The sequence below is a fragment of the Hyphomonas chukchiensis genome (assembly GCF_000682695.1).
Lineage (GTDB): Bacteria > Pseudomonadota > Alphaproteobacteria > Caulobacterales > Hyphomonadaceae > Hyphomonas > Hyphomonas chukchiensis.
This window is the reverse complement of sequence record NZ_AWFG01000063.1, coordinates 146,065-169,340: the sequence shown is the minus strand read 5'-3', so window position 1 is coordinate 169,340 and position 23,276 is coordinate 146,065. Positions and strand designations below refer to the sequence as shown.

The 23,276-nt window shown below is 58.8% G+C and carries 21 protein-coding genes and 1 tRNA gene; 18 read left to right on the top strand and 4 right to left on the bottom strand.

Annotated elements, in window-relative coordinates:
• Window position 1: 1 nt before the first annotated feature.
• Window positions 2–1,579 (bottom strand): AMP-binding protein, encoded by a 1,578-nt coding sequence (locus HY30_RS16185; RefSeq protein ID WP_081812314.1) that lies wholly within the window; start codon window positions 1,577–1,579, stop codon window positions 2–4.
• A 149-nt stretch (window positions 1,580–1,728) separates the two neighbouring features.
• On the opposite strand from HY30_RS16185, the gene lipA reads away from it, so the two are divergent.
• Both lipA and HY30_RS16175 read left to right on the top strand, forming a co-directional pair.
• Window positions 1,729–2,700, top strand: a complete 972-nt coding sequence (lipA, locus tag HY30_RS16180) for a lipoyl synthase (protein ID WP_034743096.1) — start codon at window positions 1,729–1,731, stop codon at window positions 2,698–2,700.
• A 1-nt stretch (window position 2,701) separates the two neighbouring features.
• Window positions 2,702–3,178 carry a type II toxin-antitoxin system RatA family toxin gene (locus tag HY30_RS16175; RefSeq protein ID WP_034743093.1) on the top strand — a complete coding sequence of 159 codons (477 nt, stop codon included), beginning with the start codon at window positions 2,702–2,704 and terminating at the stop codon, window positions 3,176–3,178.
• Here HY30_RS16175 and HY30_RS16170 read toward each other — a convergent pair.
• Window positions 3,156–3,647 (bottom strand): CinA family protein, encoded by a 492-nt coding sequence (locus tag HY30_RS16170; protein WP_034743090.1) that lies wholly within the window; start codon window positions 3,645–3,647, stop codon window positions 3,156–3,158. The two genes, HY30_RS16175 and HY30_RS16170, sit on opposite strands and share 23 nt — an antisense overlap.
• A gap of 9 nt (window positions 3,648–3,656) precedes the next feature.
• Window positions 3,657–4,799 (bottom strand): bifunctional 2-C-methyl-D-erythritol 4-phosphate cytidylyltransferase/2-C-methyl-D-erythritol 2,4-cyclodiphosphate synthase, encoded by a 1,143-nt coding sequence (locus HY30_RS16165; RefSeq protein ID WP_034743087.1) that lies wholly within the window; start codon window positions 4,797–4,799, stop codon window positions 3,657–3,659.
• A 120-nt stretch (window positions 4,800–4,919) separates the two neighbouring features.
• Between HY30_RS16165 and HY30_RS16160 the strand changes: the two genes are divergently transcribed.
• The 9 genes from HY30_RS16160 to hflX all read left to right on the top strand — a co-directional run bounded on the left by HY30_RS16160 (window position 4,920) and on the right by hflX (window position 16,603).
• Window positions 4,920–5,909 (top strand): tRNA dihydrouridine synthase, encoded by a 990-nt coding sequence (locus HY30_RS16160; protein ID WP_034743085.1) that lies wholly within the window; start codon window positions 4,920–4,922, stop codon window positions 5,907–5,909.
• 2 nt (window positions 5,910–5,911) lie between these two features.
• Window positions 5,912–6,982 carry a two-component system sensor histidine kinase NtrB gene (locus HY30_RS16155; protein ID WP_034743082.1) on the top strand — a complete coding sequence of 357 codons (1,071 nt, stop codon included), beginning with the start codon at window positions 5,912–5,914 and terminating at the stop codon, window positions 6,980–6,982.
• A complete protein-coding gene (locus HY30_RS16150; RefSeq protein ID WP_051615588.1) occupies window positions 6,975–8,351 on the top strand; it encodes a sigma-54-dependent Fis family transcriptional regulator in 1,377 nt (458 codons plus the stop codon). Before HY30_RS16155 ends, HY30_RS16150 begins: the two co-directional genes overlap by 8 nt.
• Before the next feature lie 108 nt (window positions 8,352–8,459).
• Window positions 8,460–10,757, top strand: coding sequence for a sensor histidine kinase (locus tag HY30_RS16145; RefSeq protein ID WP_155839382.1), 2,298 nt, complete (start codon window positions 8,460–8,462; stop codon window positions 10,755–10,757).
• Entirely contained in the window at window positions 10,748–12,136 is a 1,389-nt protein-coding gene (ntrX, locus tag HY30_RS16140) for a nitrogen assimilation response regulator NtrX (protein ID WP_034743078.1), read from the top strand. Before HY30_RS16145 ends, ntrX begins: the two co-directional genes overlap by 10 nt.
• Before the next feature lie 24 nt (window positions 12,137–12,160).
• Window positions 12,161–13,534, top strand: coding sequence for a Trk system potassium transporter TrkA (gene trkA, locus HY30_RS16135; RefSeq protein WP_034743075.1), 1,374 nt, complete (start codon window positions 12,161–12,163; stop codon window positions 13,532–13,534).
• Window positions 13,535–13,538: 4 nt separating this feature from the next.
• On the top strand, window positions 13,539–14,945 hold the full coding sequence (locus tag HY30_RS16130) for a TrkH family potassium uptake protein (protein WP_034743073.1): 1,407 nt from the start codon (window positions 13,539–13,541) through the stop codon (window positions 14,943–14,945).
• Between the two features lie 83 nt (window positions 14,946–15,028).
• Window positions 15,029–15,277, top strand: a complete 249-nt coding sequence (hfq, locus tag HY30_RS16125; RefSeq protein WP_034743071.1) for an RNA chaperone Hfq — start codon at window positions 15,029–15,031, stop codon at window positions 15,275–15,277.
• A 6-nt stretch (window positions 15,278–15,283) separates the two neighbouring features.
• Entirely contained in the window at window positions 15,284–16,603 is a 1,320-nt protein-coding gene (gene hflX, locus HY30_RS16120; protein ID WP_034743068.1) for a GTPase HflX, read from the top strand.
• Here hflX and mazG read toward each other — a convergent pair.
• Window positions 16,600–17,430 (bottom strand): nucleoside triphosphate pyrophosphohydrolase, encoded by an 831-nt coding sequence (gene mazG, locus HY30_RS16115; RefSeq protein WP_051615586.1) that lies wholly within the window; start codon window positions 17,428–17,430, stop codon window positions 16,600–16,602. The genes hflX and mazG overlap by 4 nt on opposite strands.
• Window positions 17,431–17,646: 216 nt before the next feature.
• Between mazG and HY30_RS16110 the strand changes: the two genes are divergently transcribed.
• The 7 genes from HY30_RS16110 to HY30_RS16080 all read left to right on the top strand — a co-directional run bounded on the left by HY30_RS16110 (window position 17,647) and on the right by HY30_RS16080 (window position 23,276).
• Window positions 17,647–18,480 (top strand): 2-dehydro-3-deoxygalactonokinase, encoded by an 834-nt coding sequence (locus HY30_RS16110; protein ID WP_051615585.1) that lies wholly within the window; start codon window positions 17,647–17,649, stop codon window positions 18,478–18,480.
• Window positions 18,481–18,520: 40 nt separating this feature from the next.
• Entirely contained in the window at window positions 18,521–19,402 is an 882-nt protein-coding gene (locus HY30_RS16105; RefSeq protein ID WP_051615584.1) for an SMP-30/gluconolactonase/LRE family protein, read from the top strand.
• 154 nt (window positions 19,403–19,556) lie between these two features.
• Window positions 19,557–19,766 carry a preprotein translocase subunit SecE gene (gene secE, locus HY30_RS16100; RefSeq protein WP_034743066.1) on the top strand — a complete coding sequence of 70 codons (210 nt, stop codon included), beginning with the start codon at window positions 19,557–19,559 and terminating at the stop codon, window positions 19,764–19,766.
• A gap of 43 nt (window positions 19,767–19,809) precedes the next feature.
• Window positions 19,810–20,352 carry a transcription termination/antitermination protein NusG gene (gene nusG, locus HY30_RS16095; protein WP_034743065.1) on the top strand — a complete coding sequence of 181 codons (543 nt, stop codon included), beginning with the start codon at window positions 19,810–19,812 and terminating at the stop codon, window positions 20,350–20,352.
• 70 nt (window positions 20,353–20,422) lie between these two features.
• Window positions 20,423–20,499 (top strand) — tRNA-His (locus HY30_RS16090).
• Between the two features lie 233 nt (window positions 20,500–20,732).
• A complete protein-coding gene (locus tag HY30_RS16085; protein WP_034743062.1) occupies window positions 20,733–21,902 on the top strand; it encodes an OmpA family protein in 1,170 nt (389 codons plus the stop codon).
• Between the two features lie 114 nt (window positions 21,903–22,016).
• Complete coding sequence (locus tag HY30_RS16080) at window positions 22,017–23,276, top strand: hydrolase (RefSeq protein ID WP_034743059.1); 1,260 nt, start codon at window positions 22,017–22,019, stop codon at window positions 23,274–23,276.

Here is a 23,276-nt window from a genome sequence, read left to right as displayed (position 1 = left end):
CCTAGATGGCCATCAGGTCGTCAGCCTGCTTCTGTACGGCGGCATAATCGATCTTGCCCGTTCCCAGGACGGCTATGTCCTTCACATGGAATACACGCCGCGGCACCGCGAAATCCGGTACGCCGTGGTTCTTCGCCCAGGCCATGATGTCTTCGCGGTTGCAGGCTTCGGCATCGCTGAGCAGGATGATCTGTTCGCCCTTCCGCGGATCCGGCATCGTCACCGCCGCATGCAGATTGTCAGGCCATACGGCGCTGGCACAGTTCTCGACCACCGCAAGCGAAACCATCTCGCCGCCGATCTTCGCGAAACGTTTCACGCGCCCCATGATGCGAATGAAGCCTTCCTCATCGATCGAGACGACGTCGCCCGTATCGTGCCAGCCTCCATCGGGGCGCTCCAGCACACCGGGGCGAGACGGCCGCAAATAGCCCAGCATGATATTCGGTCCACGGATCTGCAGCCGGCCGCCATCGGCAATGCCGTCCACAGGCACCAGCTTTGACTCCATGTTGGCCATAAGCTGTCCGACGGTGCCGGGCTTGTTGTTTTCCCACTGGTTGGCCGCAACGACGGGCGACGCCTCGGTTGCGCCATAGCCTTCCAGGATTTCAATCTCGAACTTCCGGCGCACGAGCGCGCGTGTCTCGTCCTTCACGCGCTCAGCGCCGCAGACAGCGAGGCGCACCGAGTCCATGTCGCCCTCAGCGCCAATGCGCGCGTATTGAGAAATGAATGTATCCGTCGCCAGCAGGATGGTGGAGCCGTTGCTACGGATGCGCTTGACGATCTCGCGCGGCTGCAGCGGGGAAGGGTGGAACATGACCTGTATGCCCGCCACGATCGGCAGGATTGCCCCGACTGTCAGACCGAAACAGTGAAAGGTCGGCAGGGGATTGAAGAGTTTGTCCGTATCGGGACTGAGGCCAATATGCGCGCGCACCTGCTCGACATTCGCCATCACATTTTCATGGCTGAGGACAACGCCCTTCGGTTCGCCTTCAGTGCCGGACGTGAAAAGGATAACGCCCGGCGATTTGTAGGCTGCCTTTGACCGGAACAGGGCAGGGACAATCGGACCGACAGCGGCGGCGATCTTGTCGGCCAGCGAGAGCGATTCCCGCACATCTTCCAGGTAGACAATCTCGACAACCTTGCCGAGTTCGGCGATCAGCGCTTCCAGCCCGCCCAGCTCGACAAATTTATGCGCCGTGACGATCCGTTTGACTCCTGCGGCCTTCATGGCCGCTTTGAGGTTGGCCGACCCCGCTGTGAAGTTCAGCATGGCCGGCGTGCGGCCATAGGCGGTCAGGGCGTAGAAGGCGACAACGGCGCCTGCGCCTGTCGGCAGCATGACGCCAACAGCTTCGCCTCGCGACGTGCCCTTCTTGAGGGCAGCGCCGAGGCCGAAGGCACCCCGAACGATCTCTTTATAGGTCAATTCCCGGTCGTCGCCGTCGACCACGATGACCTTGTCAGCGCCAAATTCGCTTTTGGCGCGCAGCAATGCCGAGAAAAGGTCGATTCGTGTACGGGATGGCCGATAGCTGATTGGCGAAGGTATCGTCACGCTATTCATACAAGGGCCCTTTGACTTCGTGAGTTGCACTCACTTTTGTAACATTTTGTCACGTAAGGGCCTCGACGCAACCGATAATGCAAGTTTGCATATGCAGCCTGCGCTGCATTTCCCTTGATGAATCGGGTCGCCGCGTCCATCTTCCGCCCATGGCAACACTTATTGATCTCACCCCATCCGGTCGCAAGCATCGGCATCCGGAAAAGCAGGCGCGCCCTGACACACCTATCCTGCGCAAACCGGACTGGATTCGCGTAAAGGCGCCGACATCGGCCGGCTATGCCGAAACGCGTGAAATCGTGAAGTCCAAAGGCCTTATTACGGTTTGTGAGGAAGCCGGCTGTCCGAATATCGGCGAATGCTGGGAGAAGAAGCACGCCACCATGATGATCATGGGCGATGTTTGCACCCGTGCCTGCTCCTTCTGCAACGTGTCTACCGGCAAACCGCCTGCGGGCCTCGATGCAGATGAGCCGCGCCGCGTAGGGGAAGCGGTCGCCGAAATGGGCCTTGAGCACGTCGTTATCACGTCAGTGGACCGGGATGACCTTGAAGATGGCGGCGCGATGCACTTCGTCCACGTCATCAACGCGATTCGGGCCGCCTCTCCGGGCACGACGATCGAGATCCTGACGCCGGACTTCCTGCGCAAGGATGGCTGGGAGAACCGGGTCATTGACGCGCGGCCTGACGTGTTCAATCACAATCTCGAAACCGTCCCGCGCCTTTACCTCTCGATCCGGCCCGGCGCGCGATACTACCATTCGCTTCGGCTGCTTCAGAAAGTCAAAGACCGCGACCCGTCGCAATTCACCAAGTCGGGCCTCATGGTCGGTCTCGGCGAGACGAAGGAAGAGGTCATGCAGGTCATGGATGACATGCGCTCTGCGGGTGTCGACTTCCTCACCATCGGCCAATACCTCCAGCCGACCCGTAAGCATGCCGCCATTGACCGGTTTGTGACGCCGGAAGAGTTCAAGGCGCTCGAAGAGATCGCCCGCGCCAAAGGCTTCCTGATGGTGTCGGCCACCCCGCTGACGCGGTCGAGCTATCATGCCGGTGAAGACTTCGCCCGCATGCGCGCCGCGCGCGAAGCCAAGCTCGCAGTCCAAACGGCATAAGATGCCCCGTTTCTCCAAATCGGTCCGCGTGCCCTATACGCCGGCACAGGCGTTCGATCTCGTATCGGATATTGGCCGGTATCCCGACTTCATCAAATGGATCACGGCCATGCGTGTTTCCAATGTCAGGCTTGATGAAACCGGCGCCACGCATTGCCAGGGCGATGCAGTGGTTGGCTTCAAGGGATTTGTTGAGCGCTTTTCGACTGGCGTGGTTGCAGACCCGGCCGCCGGCACAGTCGTTGCCAGCCTTATCAAAGGCCCCTTTCGGGCCTTGAGAGCGCAGTGGACGATTACGCCCGTGGAGCGGGGTGGCTCCGACATTGCTCTCGAAATCAAATACGAGTTTCGCAATGTGCTCATTGCCATGCTGGCGGCTGCCAATCACGACATAGCTGTGGACCGCATCATGAGCGCATTCCTCGCCGAAGCGCAGAAGCGTTTTGGTGCAGCGCCTAGCGCATCTGTACCTGTATGAGGTTCAGCGCCGTCTCCACGGCGGCCATTCTGATATCCTGCCGACTGATCTCGCCGACCTGGATCATCTCGTGAACCACGGCGCGGTTCTCGCGGGCACAGGCAATATGAACCGTGCCCACCGGCTTCATCCGCGTGCCGCCGCCCGGGCCGGCGACGCCGGTGATGGCAACGGCAATATTGGCGCGGCTGGCTTCCAGCGCGCCTTCCGCCATCATCCGGGCTACGGGCTCTGACACGGCGCCATAATCGGCCAGCACATCACCCGCAATGCCCAGCATTTCTTCCTTCGCGCGGTTCGAATACGTCACGAACCCGCGCTCGAAGACGCTGGACGAGCCGGGAATGTCGGTGAACAGGGCAGCGAGCAGGCCGCCCGTGCAGCTTTCGGCCGTGCAGATCTTGAGCCGTGCCTGTTCGGCATCATCAAGGATCAGCATGGCGAGATTTCGGAGACGATCTGGAAACATGGCCGGAGATTAGCGCGGCTGGTTCGATGGCACCAGCACCGCGATGGCCTCTGCCGCTATTCCCTCGCGTCGCCCGGTAAAGCCCAATCCCTCCGTCGTCGTCGCCTTCACGCTGACGGCCGAAAGCGGCAGTCCCATCAGTTCGGCTGTACGGCTGCGCATTGCCTCCCGGTGCGGCTTCACCTTCGGCGCTTCGCAGATCACGGTGATGTCACAGCTCGAAACCGCATAACCTTCAGCGCCAGCCAGCCGGATCGCCTCCTGCAGGAAGATGGCGCTATCGGCATTCTTCCACCGCTCATCTGAAGGCGGGAAATGGTCACCGATATCTCCCAGCGCAACAGCGCCCAGAATGGCGTCCGTCAGGGCGTGCCAGGCGGCATCCGCATCTGAGTGGCCCTTGAGCTTGGCACTATGCGGGATGGCGACACCGCACAGCGTGACATGATCTCCCGGCTCGAACGCATGAACATCGAATCCCTTGCCCACGCGTGGTGCAGCAGCGGCTGGGCTCATCAGTTTTGCCACCAAGTCGAAATCCTCCGGATAGGTGATCTTGTGCAGGCGCTCGTCGCCAGGGATCAGTTCAACCTTCGCGCCCGTGGCTTCCATGGCTGCAAGGTCATCGACCAGATCGCCATTGGATGCATCGAGCGCCGCGCGGATGGCGCCCAGCCGGAAGGCCTGAGGGGTCTGGACGCGAAACAGGCCCTCGCGGGGCACGGTTTCAAGTTTACCATTCCGCTCGGTTTTGAGGGCATCCGGAACGGGGAGGGCGGGGGCAACGGCATCTGCCGTTTCGAGTGCCGCGATGAGGGCGCTGATCATGCTCTGGCTAAGGCCGGGGCGGGCGGCATCATGGATAAGGACGGGAGTTTCCGGCGGCAAGTCGAGCGCTGCAAGGCCGTTGCGGACCGATTGGGTCCGGGAATCCCCACCAGACACCCATGAAGTGCCCGGGAACGGTCCGAACTTACCCTGACCGGTCCCGGAAACGACCACCAAATGGTCCACATCGGGATGTTGAAGGAAGGCTTCAATCGACCATTCGAGCACTTTTCGCCCGAGAAGGGATTCATATTGCTTCGGCCCTGCGCGACCCGCGCGGATGCCCTTTCCACCGGCAACGATGATCGCGGCTACCTGTGACATAAACGGGTTTCCCGGGGAGGTTGCCAAAACGTATTAAAGGCCTTTCCGAACATGAATTTTTGTACAGATGCGCGTCTTTTGTGCACTTGCGAAGAAATGAAAAGTCGGAACAATAGCCTTATGACTGTTTTTAAGGCACCCCAAGTCTGGCTCGCGCCCATGTCCGGCGCAACGGACGCGCCGATGCGGCGCCAGGCTGTGCGGTTCGGTGCGCCAGCTGTTGTGTCTGAAATGGTGGCCAGCGAGACGCTGGCCTCTGCCCGCCCGGATATGGTTCGTCGCACCTGCCGCCACGATGGGGCAGGCAAGTGGATCGTGCAGCTCGCAGCGCGCCGTCCTGTAGATATGCTTGCAGGTTCCGCTTTGATGCGTGAGGCTGGTGTTGATGTCATTGATATCAATATGGGTTGCCCATCCAAACAAGTGACTGGAGGCCAGTCCGGGTCTGCTCTTATGCAGGATATCCCGCTTGCGACAAGTATCATCGAATCGGCGCTTGAGGGAGCGAACGGAACGCCCGTAACCCTCAAGATGCGCCTTGGGTGGGATGATGACAGCCTGAATGCCCCGGAACTGGCCCGTATTGCTGAGGATCTGGGCGTTCGAATGATAGCGGTACATGGCCGTACCCGCTGCCAGTTCTATACAGGCGCAGCTAACTGGGCCGCCGTGAGACCAACTGTCGAGGCAGTCTCCGTCCCCGTCATTGTGAATGGCGATATCAGTTCACTCGAAGATGCCCGCAATGCGCTTGCGCAATCGGGTGCCCACGGCGTCATGATTGGGCGTGCAGCAATGGGGAAGCCATGGCTTCCCGCTGAAATAGCGGCCGGCCTTGATGCAAAACCCTACAAGCGCCCGGATCTTGCCGAGCAGTTCGATAGCCTCGCCGAGCAGGTGAGAGACTCAGTTGACCTCTACGGCGGGTCCCTGGTCGTCCGAACTGTTCGAAAGCACGTGTCGGCTGCAATAGACGCTCTTGAACTGCCCTTGCCGGACGACCGCCGCAGGGCCCTTCGGTCCGCTCTTTGCCAGATAGCCGATCCGGCTGAGCTGATTAAATCGCTGAAGACACTTTATCTGAAACCCCAACTGCTTGAGGCCGCTTAACGATGGCATCACTTGCAACCCTGAGACCGCCAATGCTGGGTGAACTCTCTCCCGTCGCTCTCGTCCTGATCGATGCGCGCCGCCGCATTCTTGAGGCCAACCCGGCGGCTGAGTCACTCCTAAAAATGTCCCGCCGGGCGCTGGCCGGACGGCCACTGAGCGAAGTCATCTACCATGACTCTCCGCTCTTCGAGCTGATTGATCGCGCGCAGCGACAAGCTGGCGACATCATGGCACCCGGCACACCGATTTCGGGCCCAGGCATGCATTCGCGTATCATCTGCGACATTCGGGTTCGCAGTGCAGACCGCGGCGCCTTTGTTCTGGCGCTCGCGGAAACACCTTCACGCGAAAGCAGTGACTCTGTGGCTGGCGCAGCCGGGTTTGGCCGGATCCTCGGGCATGAGGTCAAGAACCCACTGGCGGGTATCATTGGCGCTGCTCAGTTGCTCGAGCGCCAGGGCCAGGCTGACCAAAGTGAACTGCTGGATATCATCAAGGACGAAGCCCGCAGGATCGAGCGACTGGTCAATCGCCTCTCCGCGTTCGAGCTGTTTTCGGCGCCGCGGTTGCAGCCTTTCAATATCCATGCGCTGCTCGACAAGATTATCGCCGCAGAACGGGCAGCGAATGGTCCGAAGGTCACATTCCAGCGGGTGTTCGATCCTTCTTTGCCGGACGTTGTTGGGGATTCAGATCACCTGCAACAGGCCTTCCACAATATCATGCGGAACGCTGTTGAAGCGGCTGTCGAGAATGGCGGAACTGGCAATGTAACAATACGCACCGCCTACGCAGCAGGGCTTGCCATGAAGCAAGCGCGCCTTGGCGCCGGCCTGCGCCGGGCAATGCTGATAACAATCGAGGACGATGGAAAGGGCATCCCGCGTGAGCGGCAAGCGACGATCTTTGATGTCTTCCAGAGTTCCAAATCAGGTGCGCGAGGCCTTGGGCTCTCGATAGTGAGTGAAGTCGTGACAGCGCACGGCGGACAAATACGGGTAGATAGCGAACCGGGGTCCACCCGGTTCACAGTGCTGCTGCCGCTTGGAGATGGAACAGAGCATGGCTGACAAGACAGTACTTCTTGCTGAAGACGATGCGAGCATTCGACTGGTTGTAAACCAGACGCTGGTGGCGGCCGGATATGATGTCCGCGCGACGAGTTCGACGGACGCTCTTGAGCGCTGGGTGCGCAACGGGGAAGGCGATGTCGTTGTAACGGACGTCTACCTTGGTGAGACGTCGATCTTCGATCTTCTGCCATCCCTCAAACTGGCCCGGCCCGAACTGCCGTTCATTGTCATGAGTGGTCAAAACACAATCCTGACGGCGGCTTCCGCTGCGGAGCATGGGGCGTTTGACTATCTGCCAAAGCCTTTTGATATCGACATGCTGTCCAGCCTTGTGCAGCGCGCCCTGAAATCTGCGCCGAAGTCTTCAAACCGGGCCATCAATCCGGAAGCGCAAAAGGCTATCAGTGACGCGGGCCTGCCTCTCATCGGCCGGTCTGACGCCATGCAGGAGGTCTATCGGATCATCGCCAAAGTGATGAATACCGAGCTGACGGTGCTGATTGAAGGCGAAAGCGGCACAGGTAAGGAACTCGCGGCCCGCGCGATCCACCAACTGGGCGCTGCGAAAGCGGGAAAGTTCGTTGCGCTTGATCTGGCGGCCCTGCCGGCCGCCGAAATCAACAAGGAACTCTTTGGCACAGGCGGGGAGGGCGGCGCGGTCCACCTGAAAGGCGGCACGCTCTATCTGGACGAGATCGGCGATCTGCCTGCGGAAGCTCAGACACAGCTGGTCAAACTGCTGCGCGATTCCAGCGGCGCGCGTTTGATTGCGTCTACGCGGCGGAATCTTGGCCGTCTCGTGGAAGAGGGCCGCTTCCGTGAAGACCTCTACTATCGTCTCAATGTCGTGCGTCTTACCATGCCGCCCCTGCGGCTGCGCAAGGAAGACATTCCGGAACTTGCCCGGGCGTTTCTCATTCGGGCCCAGCGCCAGGGGCTTTCCGCGAAGATCCTGGACAAGTCCGCCATTGATTTACTGACTGCCTATGACTGGCCCGGAAATGTGCGGGAACTCGAGAACCTGATTCTCCGCCTCGCCGTTCTAAGCCCTGACGAAGCGATTACGTTGCGCGATGTGGAACGTGAACTTCGTGCCGGCGCCTCTGAGCAAAAGGGTGTCAGCGCAGGCCTCGAGAAGGATGTTGAAACCTTGCTCCACCGTTACGTGATGGGCGACCTGATTGCGGGTGGCGATTCCGAGGATTCGGCTGTGTATTCACGCGTTATCGATCAGGTCGAGAGACCGCTTATCAAGCTCGCTCTATCGGTTACTGCGGGCAATAAAGTGAAGGCAGCCCAGCTCCTCGGCATGAACCGGAACACGTTGCGTGCGAAGATCAACGCCCTTGGAATTGCAGAAGACTGATTGACGCCGCGAGAAACTGTGGTTTTAGTGCACCACTGTTGCGGATGTGACACTTAAGCGTGTCGTAAATGCAACGGGGCCGGGGTGGCCACGGTAGAGCACGTCGATTTGTCAAATACACTTAGCCAACAGGCGACGAAGGCGAGCTGGGCCCTTTTTGAGGGGCTCTTCATCATAGCGGCGCTCGTTGCCGTTTTCGCAACCTTCATCGCCATTTCAGGCGCGGATCCTGACAATCCCACGGCCGGCGCAACGCCCTGGCTGCTTGGGCTAAACTTCATCGTGATTATCGTGCTCGCGATCATTGTGGCGCGCGAATACTTTTCGATCCAGCGCAGCGGTCGTGGTGAAGGAAAGGGACTTCTAGCCAAGCGCTTTGTGCTGCTGTTCGGCTTCTCCGCTCTGATACCAGCCATGATCGTCGCTATATTTATCGGGGCGTTCATAACGCGGGGGCTGGATAACTGGCTCGGTGAACGTGTCGACACGATCATGGAAAAGAACGCGCAGATCTTCCAAGACTATGTCGACAATTTCGAGAACACGCTCGATGTGGACGTGCGACTTGCTGCGCTCGATATCGAGAACTTCGCGCGGGACGTGAAAACGTCACTCGCAGCGAGCGGCGAGAATGACGAAATCAATGCCGACAGCCTCGCCAAGGATGCTTCCAAAGCCTTCATTGACGGCTTGAGGTCGGAGCTCGGTTTTCGAGAGTTTCTCACGATTGCCGTCCTCGGTCCGGATGGCGTCGAGCTGATTGCGGAACAGAGTGTCCAGCAACCGATCCTCGTTCCGCCCCCTCAATCGGCATTTGAGGAGGCCAATAGCGGCAATATCGCCACCACGCTCTATGAAAACCGGGGTGTCGCAACGGCGCTTATCCGGATCGAGGAGCCCCTGGACGGCTATATCTATGCGGTCAAGAACTTCGACAAGAATGCCGCCGTCCAATTGCGCGAGGCTGAAGCAGCGCTGGCGCAATACAACAACGCCAAGCGGCGCAGCGGTCGCCTTCAGTACATATTCGCCATCGGGTATGCGCAAATCGCGGCGCTCATCCTCCTGCTGGCAGGCAGGCTGGGGCTTGAAGCAGCTGGCCGCATTACCGGCCCTATCGGCCGCCTCGCGGTCGCTGCGCATACTGTCAGGGACGGTGATCTCTCCGTCAGGGTTCCGGTGTCCGGGCCGCAGGACGAGGTCTACGCACTGACGAACTCGTTTAATGCCATGACCGAGCAACTCGCCGAGCAACGCAACGCGTTGATCCGCGCCCGAGAGGATGAGGAGGACCGGCGTAAATTCGTCGAGACCTTGCTAGCAGAAGTCAGCGCCGGCGTGATCCGTATGGATGGCGACATGGTCGTGACTCTGGCCAACAGATCAGCCGGCGAAGTGCTTGGAATTGGTGAAGTTCTGCCCGGCCAGACTTTGGGAGACGTGGCGCCGCTGTTCGAACGTTATGCGCGTGATACGCTTGAGCGGGTGGCCCCGGTTGATGCATCGATCGATCTCAATATCAATGGCGAAGTGCGCCATATTCGCCTCAAGACAGCGCCTGATCCGGCGGGTGGCTGTGTGCTGACTTTCGACGACACAACGCGTCTGGTAAATGCGCAGCGACAGCTCGCCTGGCGCGATGTTGCCCGCCGTATCGCACATGAGATCCGCAATCCGCTGACCCCCATCATGCTATCCACGGAGCGCATCAAGCGTCGTTACGCCGACAAGATTGATGATAGCGATGGCGTTTTTGATCGCTGCATCGAGACCATCCTGCGACAGGTGGGTGATATCGGGCGGATGGTGGAGGAGTTTTCGTCCTTTGCGCGCATGCCCAAGCCGAATGTTGCTCCATTCAATATGCGTTCGCTACTGCAGGGCACCGGCTTCTCCCAAAGCATGGTGTCACCTGATGTAGAAATAGAGTTTGAGACAAATGCGGACGATGCGGTCTACCGCGGAGACGAACGGCTTCTGGGGCAGGCCTTCGGGAATCTCCTCAAAAATGCGGCAGAGGCGATTGAAGGACTTCCAGAGGATTCCGATATCAATGGTCACATCCGGGTCGTGCTGTCTGTCAACGCGGGCGGCGTGGAGGTTACGATCGAGGACAATGGTCCAGGCTTTCCGCAGGATGTGCGCGACCGGCTGCTGGAACCTTATGTGACGACGCGGGAAAAGGGCACCGGTCTTGGTCTCGCGATCGTCAATCGCATTATCGCTGACCACGGCGGCTCCATTTCGCTGCAAAACCGACTGGATGGTTTGCGCGGCGCGCGTGTGCGCGTCTGGCTGCCCGCCAGCGGTCCTGCTGCCGTAGGTGAAGATTCCGAGATGGGCAGCACGCCGACTGCCGATACCCCCATATTTGAAAATGTAGAGGAGCCAGCGCCATGGCGTTAGACATTCTGGTTGTTGATGACGAACCCGATATTCGTGAGCTGGTAGCGGGTGTGTTGAGCGATGAGGGCTATTCTGTTCGTACCGCAGAAACAGCTGAACGAGCGCTTGAGGAGGTCCGGACACGAACGCCGCGCTTGGTGGTGCTGGATGTCTGGCTTCAGGGGAGCCAGATGGATGGCCTGTCCTTGCTCAAGTATCTCAAATCCATCGATCCGTTTTTGCCTGTCATAGTCATTAGCGGTCACGGCAATATCGAGACGGCAGTGGCTGCAATCCGGCGGGGCGCTTATGATTTCATCGAGAAGCCATTCAAGACTGACCGGCTTCTGCATCTTATCGAACGAGCCATCGAATCGGCGGCGCTGAAATACGAGAACGCGGCCTTGCGAAACCGCGCCGGTGAAGATGAGCATTGGATCGGCAACAGTCAGGCTGCCGCGAATCTGCGGGCGGCCATCGAGAAGGTGGCGCCGACGAATTCGCGCGTGATGATCAATGGCCCTGCCGGTGTCGGCAAGGAGCTTGCCGCGCGCCTGATTCATCGGAACTCTCTGCGGGCAGGCGGTCCGTTCGTCGTAGTGAACGCTGCCAGTATTGCGCCTGACCAGATGGAAAGTGCACTTTTCGGGGAAGAGGACCCGCAAGGGCGCACCGTCCGCGTCGGTCTGTTCGAAAAAGCCCACAACGGCACATTGCTGCTGGACGAAGTGGCGGACATGCCGCTTGGAACGCAGAACAAGATTTTGCGTGTGTTGACCGAGCAGCGTTTCCAGCGAGTCGGCGGTCGCTCTGACGTGAGTGTGGACGTTCGCGTGATGTCGGCAACAACGAAGGATCTCAAAGAAGAGATCGAGCAGGGCAACTTCCGGGAAGATCTGTTCTACCGGCTGAGCGTCGTTCCGCTCAGGGTCCCGTCCTTGGCTGAGCGCAGGGACGATATCGGAGACCTCGTGAGTTATTTCATCGAGCGCATATCAGATTCATCCGGCCTGACGCCCCGCGACTTTTCGGAAGAGGCTATGGCCGTTCTGCAGTCCATGGACTGGCCGGGCAATATTCGCCAGCTGCGCAATGTGGTGGAGCGGATTTTGATTCTGTCGCCGTCTGATTCAAGCCGCCCGGTAAGCGTCGACGAGTTGCCGCGTGATACGGGCTCTGGCGCCATGCAGAATTCCAAAGGGGGATCGGCGGAGCTTGTCGGCCTGTCGCTTCGGGATGCGCGCGAACAGTTCGAGCGTGAATATCTTGCGCTCCAGATAACAAGGTTTAACGGAAACATTTCGAGAACCGCGGAATTCATCGGAATGGAACGCTCTGCACTGCACAGAAAATTAAAGGCTTTGGGCGTAGGTTCAGGGCTGACTCGGCAGGACGGCTGAATGACCGTCGGAAGGCAGTAAGAGATGCGCGTTCTTATATGCGGCGCAGGCCGCGTCGGGCACGGCATTGCCCGTCGCCTTGCGCGTGAAAAGCACGATATTACCATTATCGACGAAAATCCGGACCTTGTGGACCAGGTTTCGACCGATCTGGATGTTCGGGGGATCACCGGACATGCCGCTCATCCAGACGTACTGAAGCGTGCGGGGGCGGTCGATTGCGAGATGATTATTGCCGTCACGCACTTTGACGAGATCAATATGGTGATCTGCCAGATCGCCCACACATTGTTCTCGGTACCCTACAAGATCGCGCGTGTGCGCGACCAGTCTTACATCGACCCGGCCTGGAAGAACATTTTCTCCCGGGAAGGCCTCCCGATCGACATGGTCATCTCGCCTGAAGTGGAAGTGGGAGAAGCGATTCTTCAACGTCTTCGCACACCTGGCGCGGTGATGAGCGCGACGTTTGGCAAGGAAAAGGTCAAGCTGCTCGGTCTTGAGATTGATGCCAAGAGCCCGCTTCTCGACACACCGGTTGACCAGATAAGGGGACTGTTCCCGGATCTGTCAGCCAGGATTGTAGGCATAGGCCGCAAGGATGCTGTGCGGGCGCCTCGCTCGACCGACGTGCTTAAGCCGGAAGACCGCGCCTATGTCGCCGTGCTCGATAGCCATGCCGACCGGCTTACAAGCATTTTCAACAGGGATAATGAGCGCCTCGACCATGTCGTCATCATCGGTGGCGGTAATGTTGGTCTTTACGTTGCCAAGACGCTGGAACGCGAAAGCACGATGCGTATCCGTCTTATTGAGAACAGCGTTGCGCGGGCGGATGCCGCTGTCGCCGAGTTGAAGCGCACGATCGTTATCCAGGGAGATGGGCTCAGCCCGGATATCCTGGCCGAGGCCGGCGCACCGAAGGCCGATTTTGTCATCGCCATCACAAATGACGACAAGACGAACCTGCTCATTTGCAATCTCGCAAAGCGTGCCGGCGCCAAGCGCGCCATGGCTCTGGTAAATGCCTCTGAGCTAGCGGGACTTGCGCGGGACATGCGCGTCGATGCCGTGCTGGATCCGCGCGCCCTGACCGTGTCGCAGATCCTCCTGCGCATGCGTCGCGGCCGGATCCTCGGTTTGCAGTCGATCGAAGACGGTCTTGCGGAAGTTGCTGAAGGCATCACGCTGGAATCCTCATCACTGATTGGCAAGACGCTTGGTTATGACGACTTGCCTGACGGCGTGGCGGCAGCGGCGGTCATCCGCGATGGCAATGTGATCATTGCCGGGCCTGACGTAACCGTGCGTGCTGAAGACCATCTGATTGTCTTCTATGAAGAGAGCATGGTCCGGAAGGTGGAGAAATACTTCCGCGTCAGTCCGGACTTCTTCTGACGTCATGAACTATGCCTCGATCGTTCGGGTACTCGCTTTCATCATGCTCATCCTTGCGGGCAGCGCGGCGCTGCCTGTGTTTGTGGCGGTTGTCGCCGGCGAAACCGATCAGGTTATCGCGCTGTCTGTCACCGCAATCAGTATTGCGGTCCTGGCGAGCAGTGTCCTGTTGCTGACACCAAAGCCCAAGCGGAAGGCCCGACCTTCCGATGCCTTGGCGGTGGTAATTCTCTGGTGGTTTCTTGCCCCCTTGGCGGCCGCGTTGCCTTTTGTCGTGGGCGTTGCTGATGTGTCGCTCCTGCACGCAATTCATGAAGCTGCGGCCTGCCTGACCACAAGCGGCCAGTCGGTTATCCGGCTTGAAGGAAACGCTTGGCCTGTCAGCCTGATCGTATGGCGAGGCGTTCTGCATATCCTGGGCTGCCTCGCGTCCATCACCATGGCCGCCAGTGTTTTGGCTGCTCTCAATCTTGGTGGACCCGGCATTCATCGCACAGTTTTGTTCACCTTGCCCGAGACTAGCTTTTTCGATGCCGTCCCACGCGTTGCGAAATCAGTACTCTACATGATGACGGTCTGCCTCATCGTCCTCGTTGGATTGCTGATACTCGCCGGTGTTCCCTTTCCACGGGCTGTAGGGGATGCTGTCAGCGCGATCACGACCGGGGTGGTCGATCCTTTGGCCATGAAGCGCGGCATCCTGCCGCCATTCCCGGGGATCATTCTGGCGGTGGGTATGGTGGTTGGGGCCCTGGGGCTGGCGGTCTGGCTTCCCCTCAAGGACCGAAAACCCCGTACAGCGCTCTTTGATCCCGAAACAATGACGTTCCTTGTCCTCATTCTCGTCTTCGCCGTCATGGTTTTGCCGACAGGCGTTCTATTTGGCGATGGCATTGCCTGGTCTGTCTCGGCAATGTCGACATCCGGACTGGCCCTTTCCAATCCTTCGGTTCGGGACTCCATTCCCTTGCCGATCCTGGTGCTGCCTGCGCTGATCGGCGGTTCGGCTCTGTCGGCAGCAGGGGGCGTGAAGATCGCCAGGTTGATCGTGCTCGCAAGACGGGCCGGCCAGGAATTCCGTCAGCTGGGCTATAGACGATCGGTCCTCGGTTTCCGGTTCAGGGACAGGGAACTCGACGAGCGCAGCGTCATTGGTGTCTGGGTCTACCTTGTCGCCTATATCGTGGCAGTGTTCATGGTCATGATCGGGTTCAGCTTCATGAATCTACCTTTTGACGAGACAATCCGGCTTTCTATCGGCGGGCTAACGAACTCGGGAGGCCTTCTGCTCGGGCACACGGACGGCCTGGATGGCGGGGCTACGGCTCTGCTGATACTCTCCATGGTTTTGGGAAGATTGGAGATTTTAGCAGTAATTCCGGCGCTTTCTCCCAGTTTTTGGCGGGGATAAGCAGCGTTCGCACTTGCACAATCGGCCCAATCCATTTAGCTCGCGACACATAACAAGAACAATTGCAGGAATGGCCATCTCCCATGTCTTCCGAGAAAAAACAAAACTTGCAGGATACTTTCCTGAACGCCGTAAGGAAATCGCGTACACCGCTTACGGTTTTTTTGGTGAATGGTGTTAAGCTTCAGGGCGTAGTGACCTGGTTTGACAACTTCTGTGTGTTGCTCCGCGGCGACGGACGTCCGCCACAGCTTGTCTACAAGCATGCGATTTCGACCATTGCACCCAGCGCGCCAGTTCAACTGTTCGATGAAGAGTTGGAGGGCCAGTAGGTCCCTTTGACTGACAAGCTTATAGATCGCTTGCCAGAGCCCGAAATTGCGGGCGCGGTCATCCCTTGGTTCACGCCAGCCAATCGCCCGTCGGAAGATCGGCTCCAGGAAACAGCAGGTCTTATTGAAGCGCTTGGCTGCGAACTCGCATTTTTGCGGGGGGATCATGTTCGGGCGGTGAATTCATCCGTGCTTTTTTCCGGCGGTTTGCTGGATCGCTTTGCCGAGGATCTGGAGGCGCATAATTGCACCGTTGCGGTTGTCGATGGCGCGCTGACGCCTGTGCAGCAGCGGAATCTGGAAACACGCCTTGGCGTCAAGGTGATTGATAGAACCGGCCTTATCCTCGAGATCTTTGGCCTGAGAGCGCGCACGAAAGAAGGCCGGTTACAGGTCGAACTTGCACGAATACTGTACGAACGATCCCGGCTGGTGCGGACCTGGACCCACCTTGAGCGCCAGCGCGGCGGTGGCGGGTTCCTGTCGGGGCCAGGCGAAAGCCAGCTTGAAGCCGACAGGCGCATGCTTGACGACAGGATCGTTCGTTTGCGCCGGGACCTGGAAGACGTTCGGCGCACGCGGGCCGTGCAGAGAGCGGGCCGCAAGCGCGGTGGCAAGCCGGTGATTGCGCTCGTCGGCTATACTAACTCCGGCAAGTCGACGCTCTTCAACCGGTTGTCAGGCGCAAAAGTGTTTGCCAAGGACATGCCCTTTGCCACGCTCGACCCGACGATTCGGCGCATCGATTTGCCGACACTGGGCGAGGCAGCCCTGATCGATACAGTGGGTTTCATCACGGACCTGCCGACCCACCTGATCGACAGCTTCAAGGCAACGCTGGAAGAGGCGATGCAGGCCGATCTGCTTGTGCATGTTCGCGATCGCTCAAGTGCTTCCGACAGGGAGCAGGCTCACGACGTGAGCGTCGTTCTGGAGCGGCTCGAGAAAGAAACGGGGCTTCCACTCCCGCCCATGATTGAAGCCTGGAACAAGGCCGACTTGTTGCCGCCCGACCGAGCCGAGGCGCTTGCCTATTCAGCCCAAAGTGCCGGTGACATTCCTGCCGTTTTGGTATCTGCTTTGCGCGGCGAGGGCATGGATGCGCTGCTGGATCAAATTGAGCATGCGTTGTTGCGTGGCGCAGTTGACGTTGCCGTGACGCTTGATCCTCAGCAGGGGCGGGCGCGTGCCTGGCTTCACCAGAATGGCGAAGTAAATTCGGAGACGAGCTTGAAAGACGGCAGGCTGGCGATCAGCGTGCGTCTACCGGTAGAACGCGTCGGGCAATTCCAGGCAGAGTTTCCGGACATTGAATTCGAAGCCTAGGCGGAATTCTTTTCCGCTCGTTTGACCCGTTGCCAGTATGATTCCTGTGCTTCTAGATCGAGGCTTCCAAAATCCTTTCCATCATTTGTAGCGGCCGCTTCCATGGCCCGGAAACGACGCTCGAACTTTGCATTCGCGCGGCGCAGGGCGTGTTCAGGGTCGATGCCGAGACGTCTGGCGAGATTAGCCCCGACAAAGAGGAGGTCGCCGATCTCGTCTTCGATTTCGTCCTGGACACCCGTTGCGATCGCTTCACGGACTTCCGCCGTTTCTTCGATCAGCTTGTCGAATATGGGCTCCGCTTCGGTCCAGTCAAAACCGACACGGGCGGCGCGCTTCTGCAGTTTTTCGGCTCGTAAAAGGGCGGGAAGGGACAGGGCCACGCCATCCAGTGCACTTGGCGCAGCGTCATTTGTCGTCTTGGCCGCGCGTTCCTGCGCCTTGATGACTTCCCATGCCTGGGTCTGTTCATCGGCTGAGCGTGCATCCGGCGAGTCGAATACATGCGGATGACGCCGAACCATCTTTTCAGCGATGCCTTGTGTGACATCAGCGATATCGAAGACGCCATCCTCAGAGGCCATCTGGCTATGAAACACGACCTGGAAGAGGAGGTCGCCCAACTCTTCCTTCAGATCAGCCATGTTCCCCCTCTGGATCGCATCGGCGACTTCGTAGGCCTCCTCGATCGTGTAGGGCGCTATCGTGGAGAAGTCCTGCTCAAGATCCCACGGGCAGCCGCCTATGGGATTGCGTAACCGCGCCATGACCTCAATCAGTTTGAGGAAAGCGAGTGCGGAGGAATCGTTTTGAGTGGTTTCAGCCATGGCTTGTCCTAAACCAGCGGCTCAATGCCGAAAAGGGCAGGGTGCGTATCGCGGTCGATCCTCAGCAGAACAGATTGACATTCCCCTCAACGCAAGAGACCTGAGCGGCATGCAATCTTCATATCCGTTTACTCGCGGCCCGCACACGATCCTGACTTTCTCCTGCAGGGCCGAACTGGGGGCATCGCTTTGAACGCTCCTGTTTCCCTCATCGGTGTGTCCTGGAGAGCCGGACGGTTCGAGGCCTGGTCATTCGACGAAGAAGGCGAAGTGATTGCGTCCCTCGTCCGCGAGGGCGCTGCGGATCATGGCGTTGCCATACAAGACATGACGCGTGCCCTGGTGACCGAGTGGCTGGGCGCAGATGTAAAGGCGCCGGTTATTGTTTGCGGCGAGACGCCGGGAAGCAGTGGCAAGCTGCTTCAGGTGCCTGCATTGCTCAGCGACCTTTATGATGCGCTGACGGATTTCGACGGAATTCATGTCGTTCCTGGGCTTCGGCAGCTTGCGCCGCCAGATATACTGCTGGGGCAGGAAGTGCAGCTTTTAGGACTGGGGCAGTTGTCCGGGGCTGTCTGTTTGCCTGGCAGGCATACCAAGCACGTCGCGCTTGAGCAGGGGCGCGTGCTTGATTTCTCAACCGAGATGACCGGCGAAATTCAGGAACTGCTTCTGTCTCAGGGATCGCTGCGAGTACCAGTTGGCATTAAGCCACGTTTTGACGCCGGCATCTTTCGGGACTGGGTGGAACGATCGCTGGATACTGACGACGCGGCATCGCCTTTCGCGGTGAGTGCGGCGCGTCTGATTGGCGTGTTGCGGCCTGAGCATCAGGTGACGGCGCTGTCGGGCCTCCTGATCGGGGCTGATGTTGCCGCGCACTATGATCCCGGTGATGATGTGATCCTTGTCGCTGACGGCGAACTGGCGAAAGCTTATGGCATGGCCCTTGATGCATTAGGCGCGAGCGTGGAAGAGTATTCGGCAGAAGAGGCGATGCAGGACGGCCTGTTCGAAATCGCCGAAGAAGCAGGGTTGCTGGACGCATGACGATTGAAGCGCTGTTCCTGAGCTTAATACAGGTGGCCGTATGATCGTGACGCCGGAATGTGTTGCGCCGACAGGCTGCGCCCTGGGGGAGGGGCCTGTCTGGAGCCCGACAGAGGGTTTTCTCTGGTGGGTCGACATCAAGCGGGCCAAATTGCACCGTTATAACCCCAAGACCGGTAATACGCGCCGCTACGACCTGCCGATTCGGGCAAGTGCGCTGGCCTTGCATGATGGCTGCCTGTTGATGGCGGGCGATCAGGAAATCGGCTTGTACGATCCTGCGACCGAGGCCTATGAGCGCTGGTGTACGCTCAGCGACGAGCCTGAAACAAATCGAACAAATGACGGCGGGATTGCCCCAGACGGATCGTTCTGGTTCGGGACGATGGATGACCGGGAGAAGGACGCGCAGGGCGGGTATTTTCGCCTGGGGCCTGACCGAAAGCTGACCCAATTGCGTCTGCCGTCCGTAATGGTCACGAACACAATGCAGTTTTCGCCTGATGGGCGCACATTCTACACATGTGACAGCGCCGAACAGGAAATCCTGGCATTCGACCATGACCTGGAAACGGGCACCCTGACGGGGCGCCGCCTTTTCGCGTCGACATATGAATTTGGCGGCTATCCGGATGGCTCGGCTATGGATTCGGAAGGGTGTTTGTGGACATGCCTTTGGGATGCTTCGCGTGTCGTGCGCTATCGCCCGGATGGAAGCGTTGATCAGGTCATCACGCTTGCGGCGCCTCGACCGACATCCTGCACGTTCGGTGGCGCGGACCTGAAAACGCTATTCATTACAACGGCGCGCGTGGGGATGAGTTTTCCGGCCCTTGATTCACGCCCTCTCTCGGGAAGCCTTTTTGCCATCCATGTCGATGTCCCGGGCCTACCGGCGCGAGGTTTCGGCGTCGGCGGGTGATTCGCGCCGTCTGCAGACAGGGTTCACGGCTCAAAAGGGGCTTGCGAATTGCACTTTTCGCTCTCACATGCCTTCACAAGTGAGCGTATGCACTTTAACCGTGGACGCGGCGGATCAAAACCGCTAACCCCCCGCCTTTCAAGAAAGTGTCGAAATGGCCGACAAGGACAAGAAAAAACGCGTTGGACCCGTAACCTTCTTCCGCCAAGTGCGCGCAGAGGGAAACAAGGTGACATGGACCACTCGTGCTGAAACGATTCAGGCGACGATTTTTGTGGTGATCATGTCTGTTCTGATCGCGCTGTTCCTGTTCCTGGCCGACACGGCGATCAACTGGGTCGTCAGACTGATTACCGGCCTGTAAAATGCAGGCCGAACAACACGTATTCAAGGAGCGCGTAGGCCCCATGGCTGAAGCCAAATGGTATATCGTCCACGCTTATTCGAACTTCGAAAAGAAGGTCGCGGCCTCTATTCTGGAGCAGGCTGAGCGTAAGGGGCTGCTGGAGCTCATCGAGGACATCCAGGTCCCGACCGAAGAAGTTGTCGAAGTTGCCCGCGGGAAGAAAAAGACCGTCGAGCGCCGCTACTTCCCCGGTTATGTCCTGATGAAGGCCCAGATGACCGATGATGTCTATCACCTGGTGAAAGACACGCCGAAAGTGTCTGGTTTCCTCGGATCGGATGGCGGCAAGAAGCCTCTGCCTGTGCGCCAGCGCGAAGTGGATCGTATTCTTGGTACGTCAACCGATTCGGCCGAGGAGCGTCCGCGTCCTAAGGTTTCCTTCGAAATCGGCGAGCAGGTCCAGGTCAATGATGGGCCGTTCCAGGGATTCGAGGGGGCTGTCGAAGAAATCGACGAGGCCAATGGCCGTTTGAAAGTCACCGTTTCCATTTTTGGCCGCGGTACGCCGGTCGATCTGGAATTCGACCAGGTCGCAAAGATCTGATTCGGAGACGCAGTTTCTCCCGTTCCTGCGCTTGAATCGTCAGGGATTGGGCTGTATCTCCACGAAATAGGCCGCCTTAGCTCAGTTGGTTAGAGCGCTGGTTTGTGGAACCAGAGGTCCTCCGTTCAAACCGGAGAGGCGGTACCATTCCCCGGTAGACTGGGCGATTTATGACAACTTCGCCATCATTTTGCCATACCGCTACGATCTGTTGCAAATGGGTCGCGTTACCAAAAAATACCTTGAAATTAGGTATTTGAGTGTTTGAAAGCACTCGCCGCATCCGGGAAAAAAGTTTATCAGGAACCATGCGCAAACAAGCGCGTATGAACCTGCGGTCGAGGACAATCCCGTCCATCGGCACAAGAAGGGGATCAAGTATGAAGAAAACTCTTATGTGCGCGACAGCCGCGGCCGCATTTGCGTCTGCCGGTATGGTCGCTCAAGCCGAAGAGGGCTGGTACGGCCGCGCTGATGCGACGTACGCCTTTGACGGCACGCTGGACCACGATCCAGTCGTCAGTGATGTCAACGGCTCAATGGGCAGCAGGTCGGACATCGAAGAAGCATGGGGCGGCGACCTCGGTCTCGGCTACGGCCTGGCCAATGGCGTGCGTCTTGAAGGCGTTCTGGGCTACAGCAGTGGCGACCTTGGCGTCCCAACGAACTTCAACGGTGTTGCTCCAGGCACAGTGTCGCTTCCAAGCGGCTACCTGCAGTCGACTGACCTGATGTTCAACGGAATCTATGATTTCAACCGTACAGGCGCTTTCCAGCCCTACATCGGTGTTGGTGTCGGTGCTATCCGCGCGAAAGTTAAAGGCAGCAACCTGGTTAATGCTGTCGGCACGGATCTTTCCGCTGCCAATGGCTTCTCCGGTTCGGATACGGCTTTTGCTTACCAGGGCCTTCTGGGCTTTGGCTACAAGCTGAGCGAAAAACTCACCATGGATGTCGGCTACAAGTACTTCTCTGCTGAGAAGCTTGACCTTGACGGCAATCACGGCGGCATTGCTTACGATGGCGACCTGACGAAGCATGTTGCGACGGTTGGTCTGCGTTATGCGTTTGGTGCGACACCACCGCCACCACCGCCTCCGCCACCACCGCCTCCGCCACCACCACCGCCACCTCCGCCACCACCTCCGCCGCCACCTCCGCCAACAACGGAAACGGTTGCTCCGGAAGTCGTGTGCTCGGGTCTGAACCAGAACTTTGTTGTTTACTTCGAGTGGGACAAAGCTGACCTGACAAGCCAGGCTGCTGCGGTTATCGACCAGGCTGTTGCCAACATCACCGCTGGTGACGGTTGTGCACCTAGCGCCGTTTCGATCGCTGGACACACCGATACGTCGGGTACCAGCGCCTATAACGAAAAGCTGTCCCAGCGCCGTGCTGACATCGTGGCTTCGGCCCTCCAGTCCCGTGGCGTGCCAGCAGCGATCATCACCGAAGTTGCAAAAGGCGAGACCGATCTTGCCAAAGCGACACGCGATGGTGTTCGCGAGCCTCTGAACCGTCGTTCGGAAGTCGTTATCAGCGTTCAATAAGATCGACTGATCTACAGTTTAAGGCGGCCCGGCTCTCAAGCCGGGCCGTTTTTGTTTGGACTGCCAGCGCGCGGCAGGCTTGCCCAGTAACGTAACATATGAAACCAAGCTCACATGACCGAACTTTCCCATATGACACGTGAAGACGAGGCGGCGCGCGAGCGCCTGCAAGCCGCCACGGCTGCGATGCAGGCCCGTACCTGCGCGTGGTCTGACGTAAATACAGGCAGCTGGAATACGGATGGCTTGAAGGCCTTTTCAGGCGATCTTGCTAACGCATTCTCGGAACTCAAAGGGGATGTCCGGCTTCAGGAAGCTCCGGGCTTTGAGACGATTGATTCGTCGGGAAAGTCCGAGACAATTTATACTGGCCCAATTGTTCGCGTTTCGGCCCGCCCTTCGGCGCCTGTCCAGGTCGTAATGACGGGTCACTACGATACTGTATTCCCAAAGGGCACATTTGAGGGCGTGAGGGACATTGGCAACGGAATGCTCAATGGCCCGGGACTGGCTGACATGAAAGGCGGTCTCTGCGTCATGCTCGAGGCGCTCAAGGCGTTTGAATCTGGTCCCCTGATTGATCGTTTGGGCTATCAGATCGTCATCACGCCCGATGAAGAGATCGGAAACCATGCAAGTTCTGACGCGCTGACTGAAGCAGCGCGTTCAGGCGCCCATATTGGAATGACCTATGAACCCGCCATGGAGACGGGCGCCATGTCAGGCGGCCGCAAAGGGTCTGCCGTTTTCGATATCGTGCTGCATGGCAAGGCGGCGCATGCCGGCCGGGCGAAAGAAGAGGGGCGCAGCGCGATAGAGGCGGCAGCAGAACTCGTCGTGGGCCTTGAAGGCCTGAACGGTAAACGGGAAGGCGTAACAGTGAATGTCGGCGCGATCGAGGGCGGCAGCGCCGTCAATATCGTGCCCGATCTTGCTGTGGTCCGGTTCGGAGCGCGCGCGCCCGATGCAGAGGCGGCGGGCTGGACGACCGAGCAAGTTGAGCGCCTGTTTGCGCGAGCAATTGGCCGCGCCGGTATTTCGGGACATTTACATGGAGGTTTCTACCGTCCTCCAAAGCCACGCAACACGGCCCAGCAAGCCATATTCGATGCCGTCCGCGCAACTGGCCAGGCAATCGGGCTTGATCTGGAATTCGTGGACACGGGCGGCGTGTGCGAGGGTAACAATATCTTTGCGGCCGGCGTACCAAACGTCGACACTCTGGGGGTACGTGGCGGGCGCATCCATTCAAATGAGGAATTCGTCGTAATCGACAGTTTTGCCGAACGGGCAACACTGTCGGCCCTCATACTGAATCGTCTGGCTGATGGACGGATGGATGGTCCTGGCATCAAGGCATTGATGGAGCGCTGA

Excerpts from the sequence above, each read along its gene's own strand:
- trkA (WP_034743075.1), top strand. The coding sequence starts at position 12,161 with ATGCGCGTTCTTATATGCGGCGCAGGCCGCGTCGGGCACGGCATTGCC.
- mazG (WP_051615586.1), bottom strand. The coding sequence starts at position 17,430 with ATGGCTGAAACCACTCAAAACGATTCCTCCGCACTCGCTTTCCTCAAA.
- hfq (WP_034743071.1), top strand. The coding sequence starts at position 15,029 with ATGTCTTCCGAGAAAAAACAAAACTTGCAGGATACTTTCCTGAACGCC.
- secE (WP_034743066.1), top strand. The coding sequence starts at position 19,557 with ATGGCCGACAAGGACAAGAAAAAACGCGTTGGACCCGTAACCTTCTTC.
- HY30_RS16175 (WP_034743093.1), top strand. The coding sequence starts at position 2,702 with ATGCCCCGTTTCTCCAAATCGGTCCGCGTGCCCTATACGCCGGCACAG.
- HY30_RS16105 (WP_051615584.1), top strand. The coding sequence starts at position 18,521 with ATGATCGTGACGCCGGAATGTGTTGCGCCGACAGGCTGCGCCCTGGGG.
- nusG (WP_034743065.1), top strand. The coding sequence starts at position 19,810 with ATGGCTGAAGCCAAATGGTATATCGTCCACGCTTATTCGAACTTCGAA.
- HY30_RS16130 (WP_034743073.1), top strand. The coding sequence starts at position 13,539 with ATGAACTATGCCTCGATCGTTCGGGTACTCGCTTTCATCATGCTCATC.
- HY30_RS16085 (WP_034743062.1), top strand. The coding sequence starts at position 20,733 with ATGAAGAAAACTCTTATGTGCGCGACAGCCGCGGCCGCATTTGCGTCT.
- HY30_RS16160 (WP_034743085.1), top strand. The coding sequence starts at position 4,920 with ATGACTGTTTTTAAGGCACCCCAAGTCTGGCTCGCGCCCATGTCCGGC.
- ntrX (WP_034743078.1), top strand. The coding sequence starts at position 10,748 with ATGGCGTTAGACATTCTGGTTGTTGATGACGAACCCGATATTCGTGAG.
- HY30_RS16170 (WP_034743090.1), bottom strand. The coding sequence starts at position 3,647 with ATGTTTCCAGATCGTCTCCGAAATCTCGCCATGCTGATCCTTGATGAT.
- HY30_RS16080 (WP_034743059.1), top strand. The coding sequence starts at position 22,017 with ATGACCGAACTTTCCCATATGACACGTGAAGACGAGGCGGCGCGCGAG.
- lipA (WP_034743096.1), top strand. The coding sequence starts at position 1,729 with ATGGCAACACTTATTGATCTCACCCCATCCGGTCGCAAGCATCGGCAT.
- HY30_RS16155 (WP_034743082.1), top strand. The coding sequence starts at position 5,912 with ATGGCATCACTTGCAACCCTGAGACCGCCAATGCTGGGTGAACTCTCT.
- HY30_RS16165 (WP_034743087.1), bottom strand. The coding sequence starts at position 4,799 with ATGTCACAGGTAGCCGCGATCATCGTTGCCGGTGGAAAGGGCATCCGC.
- HY30_RS16150 (WP_051615588.1), top strand. The coding sequence starts at position 6,975 with ATGGCTGACAAGACAGTACTTCTTGCTGAAGACGATGCGAGCATTCGA.
- HY30_RS16185 (WP_081812314.1), bottom strand. The coding sequence starts at position 1,579 with ATGAATAGCGTGACGATACCTTCGCCAATCAGCTATCGGCCATCCCGT.